This window comes from Arcobacter sp. F2176, from assembly GCF_004116465.1.
Lineage (GTDB): Bacteria > Campylobacterota > Campylobacteria > Campylobacterales > Arcobacteraceae > Arcobacter > Arcobacter siniprincipis.
This window is the reverse complement of record NZ_PDJV01000007.1, coordinates 114,140-128,785: the sequence shown is the minus strand read 5'-3', so window position 1 is coordinate 128,785 and position 14,646 is coordinate 114,140. Positions and strand designations below refer to the sequence as shown.

General features: G+C 29.4%; 11 protein-coding genes. 4 read left to right on the top strand and 7 right to left on the bottom strand.

All coding sequences use genetic code 11. From position 1 onward, the window contains the following. Positions 1 to 3: 3 nt before the first annotated feature. Positions 4 to 333 carry a hypothetical protein gene (locus CRU95_RS08425; protein WP_129100700.1) on the bottom strand — a complete coding sequence of 110 codons (330 nt, stop codon included), beginning with the start codon at positions 331 to 333 and terminating at the stop codon, positions 4 to 6. Between the two features lie 3 nt (positions 334 to 336). After that, the gene (locus CRU95_RS08420; protein ID WP_129100699.1) at positions 337 to 1,611 is read right to left on the bottom strand and encodes a DEAD/DEAH box helicase; all 1,275 of its coding nucleotides are present in this window, start codon (positions 1,609 to 1,611) and stop codon (positions 337 to 339) included. Between the two features lie 138 nt (positions 1,612 to 1,749). Here CRU95_RS08420 and CRU95_RS08415 point away from each other — a divergent pair, with 138 nt between their 5' ends. Both CRU95_RS08415 and CRU95_RS08410 read left to right on the top strand, forming a co-directional pair. After that, positions 1,750 to 2,625, top strand: a complete 876-nt coding sequence (locus tag CRU95_RS08415; RefSeq protein ID WP_129100698.1) for a radical SAM/SPASM domain-containing protein — start codon at positions 1,750 to 1,752, stop codon at positions 2,623 to 2,625. 9 nt (positions 2,626 to 2,634) lie between these two features. Further along, entirely contained in the window at positions 2,635 to 3,420 is a 786-nt protein-coding gene (locus CRU95_RS08410; protein ID WP_129100697.1) for an EI24 domain-containing protein, read from the top strand. Here the strand turns inward: CRU95_RS08410 and CRU95_RS08405 are convergent. Further along, the gene (locus CRU95_RS08405) at positions 3,409 to 4,092 is read right to left on the bottom strand and encodes a response regulator transcription factor (RefSeq protein ID WP_129100696.1); all 684 of its coding nucleotides are present in this window, start codon (positions 4,090 to 4,092) and stop codon (positions 3,409 to 3,411) included. The two genes, CRU95_RS08410 and CRU95_RS08405, sit on opposite strands and share 12 nt — an antisense overlap. A 117-nt stretch (positions 4,093 to 4,209) precedes the next feature. On the opposite strand from CRU95_RS08405, the gene CRU95_RS08400 reads away from it, so the two are divergent. Further along, the gene (locus CRU95_RS08400; protein WP_129100744.1) at positions 4,210 to 5,703 is read left to right on the top strand and encodes a cache domain-containing protein; all 1,494 of its coding nucleotides are present in this window, start codon (positions 4,210 to 4,212) and stop codon (positions 5,701 to 5,703) included. A gap of 71 nt (positions 5,704 to 5,774) precedes the next feature. On the opposite strand, the gene CRU95_RS08395 is transcribed toward CRU95_RS08400, so the two are convergent. The 4 genes from CRU95_RS08395 to CRU95_RS08380 all read right to left on the bottom strand — a co-directional run bounded on the left by CRU95_RS08395 (position 5,775) and on the right by CRU95_RS08380 (position 9,935). Continuing rightward, on the bottom strand, positions 5,775 to 7,058 hold the full coding sequence (locus CRU95_RS08395; RefSeq protein ID WP_129100695.1) for a TRAP transporter large permease: 1,284 nt from the start codon (positions 7,056 to 7,058) through the stop codon (positions 5,775 to 5,777). After that, on the bottom strand, positions 7,055 to 7,681 hold the full coding sequence (locus tag CRU95_RS08390) for a TRAP transporter small permease (RefSeq protein ID WP_129100694.1): 627 nt from the start codon (positions 7,679 to 7,681) through the stop codon (positions 7,055 to 7,057). The genes CRU95_RS08395 and CRU95_RS08390 overlap by 4 nt, the downstream gene beginning before the upstream one ends. A gap of 12 nt (positions 7,682 to 7,693) precedes the next feature. Next, positions 7,694 to 8,749 (bottom strand): TRAP transporter substrate-binding protein, encoded by a 1,056-nt coding sequence (locus CRU95_RS08385; RefSeq protein ID WP_129100693.1) that lies wholly within the window; start codon positions 8,747 to 8,749, stop codon positions 7,694 to 7,696. A 160-nt stretch (positions 8,750 to 8,909) separates the two neighbouring features. After that, entirely contained in the window at positions 8,910 to 9,935 is a 1,026-nt protein-coding gene (locus CRU95_RS08380) for a TRAP transporter substrate-binding protein (protein WP_375153686.1), read from the bottom strand. Between the two features lie 274 nt (positions 9,936 to 10,209). On the opposite strand from CRU95_RS08380, the gene gltB reads away from it, so the two are divergent. Beyond that, on the top strand, positions 10,210 to 14,646 hold the full coding sequence (gene gltB / locus CRU95_RS08375; RefSeq protein WP_129100692.1) for a glutamate synthase large subunit: 4,437 nt from the start codon (positions 10,210 to 10,212) through the stop codon (positions 14,644 to 14,646).

The window sequence follows — 14,646 nt, the reverse complement described above, 5'->3', positions numbered from 1 at the left end:
TTGCTATAAAGCATTTACTAATTCAACATCCAAGTATTCATCTATTTTTTCAATAAAATCTTCAAATGAAACAGTTCCTTTTTTATCAAAAAGTACAACCTCTTCACCAAAATCATTTTTGATATAATGGTTTTCACTAGCAGTTACTTTTTCATATAATTCCTGCATCTCATCACTTGCATCATCTTGATTATGTAAAAACCAGTTTACAGTAGTATCTTCTATTCTTATTAGTCCATAGGTGTTTGCTTCATCAACATAGTCTTGAATTGTTCCATTTTCAAAACTTGCACCTACTACTAAATCATTTTCATTTAAAATCATATCCATCATATTTTATCTCCCAAAGCTTCTATTTGCATCTCTTTTTGTTGTTTTTTTCTTTTTTGCTGCTTTTTTTGGTAACTGAGCTTTATCTTTAGGTTTTTTATTTTTATTATCTCTTAAACCTTTTTTCTGACTAAGTGATTGTGTCTTAAATCTTGCAACTCTTGGTTGTTTTTCATTTAGCTCATATTCATCATGTGTAAGTCTTGGTACATTTATTATTAGCTCTTTTTCTATCTCAGCCATTTGTACATACTCTTTTACACATAATAATGTAGTAGCGACCCCTGGATTACCAGCTCGTCCTGTTCTTCCTATTCTATGTGTATAATCAACTGTCGTCTCAGGTAGTTCAAAATTCACTACATTTGGCAATAGTTCTATATCTATTCCCCTTGCTGCAATATCAGTTGCTACAAGTACTCTTAGAGTCTTATCTTTAAAGCCTTCCAGTGCTCTTGCTCGAACTGGTTGTTTAATATCTCCATGGATACAAGCTGTTTTTAACCCATCTAAATTGAACTGTTTTGTTATCTCGTCCGCTTTTAGTTTAGTATTTACAAATACTAAAACTTGTTCCCAATTCTCTGAACCAATTAGATATGATAAAAATTCTATTTTTTTGTCTTCATCCATTAAATATATTTGTTGGTCAATTATATCCACACTTGATCGTTGTGAAGAAACTTCTATTACAACTGGTTTCTGTAAAAACTCTTTTGCAAGTTTTTTAATATTTTGATTGATAGTTGCAGAAAACATTCCTATATGCCTTGTTTTTGCACATTGAGAAAATATAAGTTCAATATCTTTTAAAAATCCCATTTCAAGCATAGTATCAGCTTCATCAAGAACTATATTATTTATACTTGATAAGTTTACAGATTTTGTTTTTATATGGTCAAGCAGTCTTCCTGGTGTTGCAACCAGTACATCAATTCCAGCATTTATTTTTCTAATTTGCTCTTTATGACTTAATCCCCCCACAACAATAGTCTGTTTTATGTCTAAATATCTTCCATAATGTGAGATACTTTTTTCTATTTGTTTTGCTAATTCTCGTGTAGGAACTAAAATCAAACTTCTAAGAACTCTTTTATTTGTAGAATCATTATCTTTTGTTTCAAAAAGTTTTTGTAAAATAGGAAGTACAAAGGCAGCAGTTTTACCTGTACCACTTTGTGCAGTTGCAATTACATCACTATTTTTAAGTAATACAGGTATTACTTTTTCTTGAACTTCAGTTGGTTTCTCATATCCTTCTTCTTCAAGAGCTTTTAAAATTTCTGAACAAAGTTTTATTGTGTTGAAAGTTTTGATAACTATTCCTTTTAGTTTTATATTTTAAAAGTGTGATTATATCAAATAGTGTATAATATCTCAATTGTATTGCTAAATCAATAATTAATTTAAAGGTAAAACATAAAAAAGTTTAAAAAAGTCCATATAGAAATAACTAATATTTGTAATTTAAAATGTTCATTTTGTCCTCCAAAAAACTTACCAAGTACAACAATGAGTTTAGATAAGTTTGAAAAGATAAATAGTGAACTTTCAAGTGTTACAAAAGAGTTAGCATACCATGTAGTTGGTGATCCATTAGTTGTATCAAATTTAAATCAATACTTGGACATAAGTAAAAAACATGGTTTAAAAGTCAATCTTACAACTACTGCATATAACTTAAAAGAAGAACAATTTGAAACATTGTGTAATAGTGCAATCAAACAAATAAATTTTTCAATTAATTCATATAATGGAAACTCTCATAAAAAGAGTTTAGATGAATATTTAACTCCTATTTTTGATTTTTGTAAATATGCCTTGGAAAAAGAAGTTGAATTTTTCATAAATTTGAGAATCTGGAATTTTGATGAAGAAAAAAGTGCAAAAGAGTTCAATAGAAAAGTTTTTGAAAAAGCTTTTGAATACTTTGATTTGACTTTAAATATTGATGAATTTTATGTGGCAAAACCAAAAAATATAAGAGTTGCAAGGAAGATATTTTTCAATTTTGACGATTATTTTGAGTGGCCAAGTTTGGAAAATGAATTTGTCTCTGATAAGGGCTTTTGTTATGGTTTGGACTCTCATTTTGGAATATTAGCAAATGGAACAGCTGTTCCATGCTGTTTGGATAAAGATGCCTGTATAGATTTAGGAAATGTTTTTGAAAATGGTTTGGAAAATATTTTAAAATCAAAAAGAGTACATGATATAAAAGATGGTTTTAAAAAAGGTATAGTTTTAGAAGAACTTTGCCAAAAATGTTCTTTTAGAACGAGATTTGATAAATAAGGATTTGGATTGAATGAAGTAGAATTGATAAAAAGAAGTTTAAAAGATTTTTTTACCCCTGGAATATTAAAAATTGCTATTATTCCTCTTTTGGTGACAGTTGTTGTTATGATTCTTATATTTATGGGTTTTGCAGATTATAGTCTCTCTTCACTTGACCAAGTGATTATTCAAGTACAAAATGGAGAAGAATTTACAGTTGATCCAAATGCTCCATTTTTTTATGTTTGGGCAGTCAATGTTTTAACTTTTCTTTTACACTATTCTGTAACTGCTTGGTTAGCTGGATTTTTACTTTTTACTGTAGGTACATTTTTTATATTGTTTTTTTCTATTTTTACAACTTTGATAATAATTGGATTTTTAACTCCTATGATTATAGAGACTTTACGAAAAAGGCATTATCCTGATTTAGTATTAAAAGGTCATGGCTCACTTATTTCTCCACTTTGGGTTGCTTTTAAAAGTTTAGTTGTGATGATGTTATTATTTATACTTTTTATTCCTTTGTATTTTATACCTTTAGTAAATATTATTGCTTTTAATTTACCTATTTACTACTTTTTTCATAAGCTTTTGAATTTTGATGTTACATCTACAATGTTGAGTTCTAGGGAATATTTTGAGATATATACTAGTAAAAAAAATCTATTTAGATTTAGAACTTTGATATTATATTTTATGTCAATGATACCTTTTATAGCACTTTTTTCTGCTGTATTTTTTATAGTATATTTATCAAATGGATATTTTATAGAGTTGAAAAAAATAAGACAAAATGGATTAGATATTTAATCTGTATCCTGTGCCTTGAATATTTTTTAATATATTTTTAGGGAGTTTTTTCCGTAAATTTTTGATAAATAGCCTTAGGGCATTTTGTGTCATAACCGAAGTCTCTTCCCAAAGAATATTTTCAATCTCATGGTAAGTGATGATTCTACCCTTTACTAAAAGCATTTTTAAAAAGATATTCTCTTTTTTTGTAAGTATAAACTCTTCACTTGGACCTTTTACTAATGCTTTACTCTCATCATAAACCCATAAAGGTATGAGGTTGAAAATAGTGCTATTTTCAAAACTATCTATAAAAGCTCTTAATGCAAGGCTTAGTTTCTCTTCTGTTATTGGTTTTACTATATATTTTACTAAATGAAGTTCTGTTGCATCTAAAAGATATTCTAAATCAGTATGTGCAGAAGTAATTATTACTCGCACCTTTGGATTAGATTCTCTGATTTTTTTGACTAGTTCGAGTCCTGTCATTTTTGGCATTTTAATATCTGTAATTATTAAGTCAGGTTTTTTCTCTAAGTATAGCTTATAAGCTTCCTCTCCATCTTTTGCTAGATATATGTTTTTAAACATACAATCAAGAATCTCAAAAATATTATTTTGAATACCAATTTCATCTTCGGCATAAAGTAAAGTGAAACTTCTAAGTTGGTTTACTAGATTATAATCCATAGGATACCTTGTAATAAAAGATATGTTAAAATATATAATTAAAAAAATGGAGTAAATTTGCGTTTTGTAACCGAAAAAAACATATCCAGAATAATCATATATATATTTATAGTTATTATGACAACTATGATAACTCTTATATCATATTTTTATGTAAAAAATACTTACGCTGACTTTGATATGGAGTTAAATAAGTTTGTTCATGATTACTATTCACATCAAAAAGCTCTTCTAAAAAAAGAGATAAATGTTGTAATTGATATTATAAATTACAATGCTACGAAAAGCGGTAGCACAGAAGAAGAATTAAAAGAAGAGACAATAAGACTTTTAAATAATATTTCCTTTGAAAGGGAAAGAAGTAATTATATTTTTGTATATGAAATTTTGGATTTTAATGGGGGTGATAAGTTTGCAAAACTATTAGTCAATCCAAATAGATTGGATATTGTAGGAACAGTTATTTCAGCAAATTATGAAGATGCAAATGGAAAGAAATTTAGACAAGATTTTTTAAATGATATAAAGGTTAAAGGGGAATCTTTTACCCAATATGTATATAAAAAATTCTCTTCTGATCAAGTAAGACAAAAAATTACCTATTTTAAACTTTATCCAACTTGGAATTGGGTTATAGCTGTTGGAGTTTATACAGATGACATTGAAAAAGATATTGCTAAGAAAAAAGAAGATTTAAAAAGTAGGGTTAAAACTCAAATAATACAAACTGTATTATTATTTGTACTATTTTTATCTATAGGAATTGTTTTAACTATACTTCTAAGTGAAAGAATTGATGACTTTTTTAAAGAGTATAGGGAAAAAGTGAAAGCAAAATCTGATGCACTAATTGAGTTGAATGAGACTTTAGAAAAAAGAGTTTCTGATGAGTTAGAAAAAAATAGAGAGCATGAACAATTACTTGTGCAAAAATCTAAGTTTATTGCTTTGGGTGAAATGATATCAAATATTGCTCACCAATGGAGACAACCACTATCTGAACTCTCTTCAATATTTATGAACATAAAATTTAAACATGGTATGGATAAATTAGATAAAGAAACAATGGATAAAAAATCTAAAGAAGCAGAAGTTGTATTGGATTATATGTCTCATACTATTGATGACTTTAGAAATTTCTTTATGCCAACAAAAGATAAAGAAGAGTTTTATTTAAAAGATGCAATCAATTCAGTTATGACCATAATATCATCAGCCTTGAAATATAATAACATAAATGTTCAAATCGATGTAGGAGATGATTTAAAATTAAATACATTTCTCAACGAATACGAACAAGTATTATTAAATATAATTTCAAATGCAAAAGATGTTTTAATCCAAAATAATATTGAAAATCCAATTATTAAAATCTATGCTGAAGAGCAGGGAAATTACATTCTCTTATCTATAGAAGATAATGGTGAGGGAGTAAAAGTAAATCCTAAAAGTAAAATATTTGAACCATATTTCACAACAAAAAGTGATAGTGATGGAACAGGTATTGGTCTATATATGTCAAAAATAATTATTGATAAAAATATGAAAGGTAAACTAAGAGTTCGTAATACAAAAAATGGTGCAAAATTTGTAATTACTGTTCCTAAATAATTAAGAAAATATTCACATAAAAAAAGGGATAGAAAAGTTTCTATCCCTTTTTTGTTTTATTGAATTATTTATCATCCACCATACATCAAATTTGGTAAGAATAGGGCAATTTCTGGTATATAAGTAACCAGCATTAGTCCTACAAAGATAGTCAATGTCCAAGGTAAAGTGGCAACTATAACATCTTTTATAGACATTCCTGTAAGTCCTGATGTAACAAATAAGTTTAAACCAACAGGTGGAGAAACCATTCCAAGCTCCATATTGATAGTAATAACAATACCAAAGTGAATAGGATCAATTCCAAGTGCAACAGCAACTGGAAGTAATAAAGGTACCATAATCATAATAATTGCACTAGGTTCCATAAATGACCCAGCGATAATTAAAAGAACATTCACCATAAGTAAGAACATATATTTATCAACATTTGCTTCAACTAATGCATTTGTAATCATTTGTGGAATATTCTCAATAGTTAAGAAGTGAGCAAATAACATTGCATTTGCAATAATAAACATAATCATTGCAGTTGTTTTAGCTGATTCTAGTGTTGTTGTATAAAATTCAGATAATTTAATATCTTTATAAATGAATACAGAAATAAAGAATGCCCAAACAGCAGCAACAGCAGCAGCTTCAGTTGGAGTAAAGATACCACCATAGATACCACCTATTACAATAACAATTGTCATAAGTCCCCATGATGCATCTTTCATTTTTGCAAGTCTTACTTTAAAAGGCTGAGGTTCTTCTCTTTGAAATCCTAATCTAACAGCTCCTATATATGTAACAACCATAAGCATGATTCCTAATAAAATACCGGGAACAACACCTGCCATAAAAAGTCTTCCAATTGAAACTTCAGCTGTAACACCATATACGATTAATACAATTGAAGGTGGAATTAAAATACCTAAACTTCCAGCAGTTGCAATAGTACCAACAGCATACTTTTTAGGGTAACCAGCTTGCATAATAGCACCAAACATAATAGAACCAATAGCAACAACAGTTGCAGGAGAAGAACCAGAAACAGCAGCAAAAATTATAGATGCGAAAATAGCTGAAATAGGTAATCCACCTGGTAAGTGCCCTACAATTGACTTAGCAAATTCAATAATTCTCTGCGCGGCACTTCCCTTACTCAGTAAGTTACCAGCTAGAATAAACATTGGAATTGCCATAAGTGAATAATGATCAACTTTCTCGAACATCATTGAAGAAACTTCAATAGGTGATATTGGAGTAAATAACATCATTGTAGTAAATGTAGCAGCCCCTAAACAAATAGCAATTGGAGCTCCAATAAGTACTAAAAAGAAAAATATTCCAAATAATACAGCTATACTCATAGCATTCCTCCTGTTTTCTTTTCAACTTCTTTAACCATCTCATTTAGATGTTTAACATTTTCATTATCTTTATGCTCTTTAGCACCCATTCCCATACCTGCTAAAACTTGTTCAGCTTCACTCTCTTTTAATATATTTTCATGATTTGTTGATAAAATTGCGTGAATTCTTTCTGCAACTCTAAAAGCTCCAAAAAGAAATGAAACTGGAATAACTAAATAAACTATCCACATAGGAAGATTCCATAAATCAATTGATCTTTCATCTAAAGGATAAACTACTTGAGTAATGTATTGAAGTCCATAATAAGAAACAGCAACTAAAAATACTAATGTAACTAGATGAGAAATAAGTAGCATTCCTTTTGCAACTTTTGAAGGCATACTATCTAAAAGAATAGTAACTGCAATATGTGCATCTTTTTTAAAGCAATAAGCTGCTCCAAAAAAAGCACTCCATAATAATAAATCGACACTTAATTCTGTTGCCCAAGTTAATGATGCATCAAAAACATATCTTGCTACAACATTAACAAATGCAATAGAAACTCCAATAACCATACCAAATACAGCTATTTTTTGGTTAATGTGACCTATTGCTTTACTTAGAAGTCTTATTATCATAATATCTCCATTTTATTTTGTATTAAGAGCATCATTAATTAAATCTTCACCTATTAAATCTTTATCATAAAATTCAGGGTAGATTTTACTAACAGCTTCTTTCCAAGCAGCTCTTTGTTCAGGACTTAATTCGAATATTTCAAGTTTTCCAGTTGTTTTTGCATACTCTTTAATTTTTTCAAATTGAGAATTATTTAATTCTTGAGCATATTCTCTTTCTTTAATTGTAGCCTCATTCATAGCTTGAACAACATTTTTTTGTAAATCTTCAGGTAATGATTCCCAGAACTTTTTAGACATTACAACTAAATAACCTAGGTACCCATGATTTGAAACAGTTAGATATTTTTGTACTTCATGGAATTTTTTAGTCCAAATGTTTGAAAATGGATTTTCAGCACCATCAATAACACCTTGTTGTAAACCAGAATAAACTTCAGAGAAAGGCATCATTTGTGGATTTGCACCAACTGCTTTAAATTGTGCTTCTAAAACTTTAGAAGACATGATTCTAAATTTTTGACCTTCTGCATCTTTTGGCATGATTATTGGTACTTTTGATGAAGAAAATTGTTTAAATCCATTATCCCAAAAGTTTAATGCAATGTAGCCTTTATCATCAATCATTTGTTTTAATTTTTGACCTACACTTCCGTCTTGAACTCTATGTAATTGGTCAATATCATTAAATAAAAATGGTAAATCAAATAGTGCTAGTTGAGGAACAATTTTACCAAACTTAGAAAAAGATGGTGCTGCCATTTGAACAGAATTTAAAGTTAAAGCTTTTAGAACTGCATTATCTTTATAAAGTTGAGAAGAGGGATAAACTTGAACATCAATTTTACCACCAGAAAGCTCTTCTAGTCTTTTTTCAAAAAAATCGGCCGCTTTTCCTTTTGGTGTATTCGCACTTACAACATGTGAAAATTTAAGTGTATATTCAGGTCCAGCATTTTCAGTTTTTGAAGAAGGCTTTTTATCTTCCACTTTTGTATCTCCACAACCAGTAAATAATAGTGAACCAAGAGTTGCACTAATTATTAAACTTTTTATAGTGATTTTCATATATTTCTCCTTTTGTGATTATAATTAATTATAATAAAATATTATGTATATCTTATGTCTTTTTGTGTATAAATTTATAAATTTTTTGAATATTATTTTGAATTTTGAGGTGTCTATATCATCGGTAAAACCGACGATATAAAAGTGTTGAAGATAAAAATTATTTAGTGTTAAGAGCACCTTCAATTAAATCTTTACCAATTAAATTTTTATCATAAAATTCAGGGTAGATTTTACTAACAGCTTTTTTCCAAGCAGCTCTTTGTTCAGGAGTTAATTCATAAATTTCAAGTTTTCCAGTTGTTTTTGCGTACTCTTTAATTTTTTCAAATTGAGAATCGTTTAATTCTTGCGCATACTCTCTTTCTTTTTGCGTAGCTTCATTCATTGCTTGAACAACATTTTTTTGTAAATCTTCAGGTAATGATTTCCAGAATTTTTTAGACATTACAACTAAATAACCTAGGTAACCATGGTTTGAAACAGTTAGATATTTTTGTACTTCGTGGAATTTTTTAGTCCAAATATTTGAAAATGGATTTTCAGCACCATCAATAACACCTTGTTGTAAACCAGAATAAACTTCAGAGAAAGGCATCATTTGTGGATTTGCACCAACTGCTTTAAATTGTGCTTCTAAAACTTTAGAAGACATGATTCTAAATTTTTGACCTTCTGCATCTTTTGGCATAATAAGTGGTTTTTCAGATGAAGATAATTGTTTGAATCCATTATCCCAAAAGTTTAAAGCTACGAAACCTTTTGCAGTTACTAATCCTTTTAATTTTTCACCAACTGGTCCATCTTGAACTCTATGTAATTGATCAATATCATTAAATAAAAATGGTAAATCAAATAGTGCTAGTTGAGGAACAATTTTACCAAACTTAGAAAAAGATGGTGCTGCCATTTGAACAGAGTCTAAAGTTAAGGCTTTAAGAACAGCACTATCATTGTAAAGTTGAGAAGAAGGATAAACTTGAACATCAATTTTACCACCAGAAAGTTCTTCTAATCTTTTTTCAAAAAAATCGGCCGCTTTTCCTTTTGGTGTATTTGCACTTACAACATGTGAAAATTTAAGTGTATAGTCTGCTGCCATACCTGAAGTCATTAATAAAGCACTTGCTACTGCTCCCATTACAAATTTTTTACCTGTAAACAGGATTCCATTGCTTTTTGTCATTTTATCTCCTTGATTATGTGTTAAAAAAAGTATAATTAAATATTATGTCAAAGTTATGTACTTTTATGTAAAAATTAAAGAAATTTTAAGCTTGCGTAGCATTAAAATAGCATTTTGTATTTTTTAATTATTTACTATAATCTTAAAAATATAATTTGTACTACCTTAAGTAGTGCTAAAAACAAGGTAATATATTAACCCTTTTTTAAATAAAGACAAGGTATACTCCCTCTCTTTTATGGAATATAAATAAAAAATTTTAAAAGGACAGTTAATGGGTTGTAATTTAGATTTACTTACATCTTTTAAAGATAACTGTGGTTTTGGTTTACTTGCTGATTTAAAAAAAAGACCAAGTCATAGTAACTTAGAAGATGCTATTCATTCACTAGAGCGAATGATGCACAGAGGTGCAGTGGCAGCTGATGGTAAAACTGGAGATGGTTCTGGTTTACTATTATCAATGCCTGACAAATTTATGAGAAAAATTGCCTTTCACGAAGGAATAGACTTACCTGAAACATATGCTGTAGCTATGATATTTACAAGTGAAGATTCAGAATTAGAAACATTTATAGAATTTTGTGAAAAAAATGATTTAAAAGTATTATTGACTAGAAAAGTTCCTGTTGATACTGAAGCTCTTGGTGAACAAGCTTTGGAGAGCCTACCAAATATTGTACAAGTATTTGTTAGACCAAATAGTTTAATGTCATCAAAAAGATTTGAGGCAATGTTATATCTTACTAGAAAAGAGTGTGAGCATAAATTAAAAGATAATAAAGATTTTTATATTCCAACATTCTCATCAAAAGTAATCGCATATAAAGGGCTTATTATGCCTACACATATTAAGCATTTTTATATTGATTTAAGAGATGAAGATTTTCAAATTTCATTTGCCTTATTTCATCAACGATTTTCAACAAATACTCTTCCTAAATGGAAGTTAGCTCAACCATTTAGAGCAATAGCTCATAATGGAGAAATTAACTCTGTAGAAGCAAATAGATTTAATGTTGAAGTAAAATCAGAATTAGTAAAATCAGAAATATTTAGTGATGAAGAGATACAAAGAATCTTGCCTATTTTACAAACAGGTTCGTCTGATTCTGCATCTTTAGATAACATGTTCGAGTTTTTGATTGCTAATGGAGTAGATTTTTTCAAAGCTGCAAGAAGTTTAGTACCTGCTCCTTGGCAAAATGCACCACAAATGGATTCTGATTTAAGAGCATTTTATGAATACAGATCTACTTCAATGGAAGCTTGGGATGGTCCAGCTGCAATATCTTTAACAGATGGTAGACATATTGGTTGTTTGATAGATAGAAATGGATTAAGACCAGCAAAATATGTAATTACAAAAAATCATAAGATTTATATTACATCAGAATATGGTACTTTAGAAATTGATGAAAACAATATTTTAGAACGAGGTAGATTACAGTCAGGTCAAATGATTGGATTAGACCTTAACCATGGTAAAATCCTAAAAGAAGAAGATATAAATAATTATTTAAAATCTTCTCAAAATTATGTACAATGGTTAACAAAAGATATGGAATATCTTCAAGAGTATATTGATGAATCTTTTTTAGATACTAGCGATTATAAAGTTAAAGATATTGAGACAAAACAAAAATATTTTAATATTACATATGAAGTATTAGATCAAGTTCTTGAACCTATGGCAAAAGAGGGCAAAGAACCAGTTGGATCTATGGGTGATGATACACCAATGGCATGTTTTTCAAAGGTAAATAGAAATTTTACTGATTATTTTAGACAAAAATTTGCACAAGTTACAAACCCTCCAATTGACCCATATAGAGAAAAAGTTGTAATGTCATTAGAAACAGGATTTGGACCTATTTATAACATCTTAGATGAAAAACCTGAGTACGCAAAAAGATTAAAAGTTGTAAGTCCTATTTTAATGAAAGAGAAATATGATGTATTAAGATCTTTTGGAGATAGTACAAATCCAAGATATAATTCACAATATAAAAATAAAGTTTTCTCAACTACTTTTAAAACTGATTTAAAAGCCTCATTAGAAACTTTATCACAAAAAGTTATTAAATCAGTTAACGAAGATAATATAACAGTAATAATTTTAGATGATAGAAAAGGTTCTAAAGACAATAAAATTATGCCTGCTGCTATGGTTGTGGGATACTTAAATAAAAAACTTTTAGAAGTTGGTATTAGACATCAAGTATCATTAGTAGCAGTAACTGGTGAAGTTTATGATCCTCATATGGCAGCTGTTCTTTTAGCTTATGGTGTTACAGCTATTTACCCATATATGATGTACGGTTCAGTTGTTTCGTTATTTAGTAGAAATGAAATTTCAAAATATGAAATGCAAGCTTTACTTAAAAATACTCTAAAATCAATAAATGCTGGATTACTAAAAATCATGTCTAAAATGGGTATTTGTACAGTAGCTTCATATAGAAACTCAACGCTATTTGATGTAATTGGACTAAGTGATGAGATTATTAATGATTGTTTTCATGGGAGTCATTCTGATTTAGCAGGTTTAGGTTATGCCGATATTGAAGAAAGAATTGAAAAAATTCATTTTAATGCATACTGTGATGATACTTATATGTTCCCATTAAATCTAGGTGGATTTTATAAGTATATTAATGGTGGTGAATATCATGATTATGGTCCAGCAACTACAAATGCTATGCATAATAAAAAAGCAAAAGATAAAGAAGATATTACAGATTTTGACACTTTAAGAACTCTTGTAGAAACAAGAGATAAAAAATTCATTAGAGATTTTTTTGAATTTAATTCAGATAGAAAAGCAATTGATATTAATGAAGTTGAATCTTTAGAAGATATTTTCAAAAGATTTGCAACAGCTGCTATGTCTTTGGGTTCTATTTCTCCTGAAGCTCATGAAGCAATGGCTACAGCTATGAATACAATTGGTGGTATGAGTAACTCAGGTGAGGGTGGTGAAGACCAAAAAAGATTTGGAACAATCAAAAACTCTAAAATCAAACAAGTTGCTTCTGGAAGATTTGGTGTAACACCAGGTTATCTAAGAAGTGCCCAAGAGATTCAAATCAAAGTTGCACAAGGAGCAAAACCAGGTGAAGGTGGACAGTTACCTGGTCACAAAGTTACTCCATTGATTGCAAGTTTAAGACATACGGTTGAAGGGGTTACTCTTATTTCTCCTCCACCACACCATGATATTTATTCTATTGAAGATTTAGCTCAATTGATTTTTGACTTAAAACAAATCAATCCAGAGGCAAAAATCACAGTTAAATTAGTATCAACTATTGGTGTTGGAACTATTGCAGCAGGTGTTGCAAAAGCATATGCTGATAGAATTGTTATCTCAGGTGCAGATGGTGGTACAGGAGCTGCTCCTTTAACATCTATTAAGCATACAGGTAATCCTTGGGAAATGGGTCTTTCAGAAGCTCATAATGCCTTAAAAGCAAATAGTTTAAGAGAATCTGTTCATCTTCAAACAGATGGTGGACTTAAAACAGGACTTGATGTTGTAAAAGCTGCAATGTTAGGGGCTGAGTCTTATGCCTTTGGAACAGCAGCACTTACACTTTTAGGTTGTAAGATTTTAAGAATTTGTCATACAAATAAATGTTCTGTGGGAGTTGCTACTCAAGATGAAGATTTAAGAGCATTTTTTACAGGTACAGTTGATAGACTTATCTCTTACTTCACATTTATTGGTGAAGATGTTAGAAAAATACTTGCATCATTGGGGTATAAAACTATTGAAGAGATAGTAGGAAGAAGTGACTTATTAAAAGTAATTGATGATGAGTTTGCTCAAAAATTTGATTTCCAAAATATATTAAGAAGAATAGATGGAGTTGATACCTGTCAAAAGCTAAGAAACGAGCCATATGATAAAAATGAGTTTGAAAAAGCATTATTAAAAAAAGTTCATAGAACAATAGAAAATCCTAAAATGCCAATTAAAATCAAAGAGACTATTTGTAACTTAAATAGATCATTTGGTACTTTGATTTCTGGTGAAATTGCTAAGTATTATGGGGATAAAGGTTTACCTGATAACTCTATTACTTTTGAGTTAAATGGAATTGCAGGACAATCTTTGGGTGCATTATTATCAAAAGGGATGAATATCAACCTTTATGGCGCAGCAAATGATTATGTTGGTAAAGGTATGAATGGTGGTAAAATCATTGTAAATACTCCTCACCAAGGTCCAGAATTCGCAGGTGCTGGTAATACCTGTCTGTATGGTGCAACTGGTGGAAAACTTTATGTAAGAGCAGCAGTAGGGGAGCGATTTGCTGTTAGAAATTCAGGAGCTATTGCAGTTGTTGAGGGAACAGGAGATAATGCTTGTGAGTATATGACTGGTGGTATTGTTGTAATTTTAGGTGATACAGGTATTAATTTTGGAGCTGGTATGACTGGTGGATTGTCTTTTATTTATGACCCTGAAAAATCTTTTATTGATAAAATGAATCAAGAATTAATAGAAGCTGTTAGAATTGATACAGATGATACGGAGAGAGAAAGACTATATTTAAAAAGATTATTAATGGATTATTTTAATGAAACAGAATCAGAAAGAGCAGCTTTAATATTAGATAATTTTAGACCACAAATAAGAAACTTTTGGATGGTAAAACCAAAAAATATGACAGTTCTACCATTAGATCCGGATAAGGGAGATTAA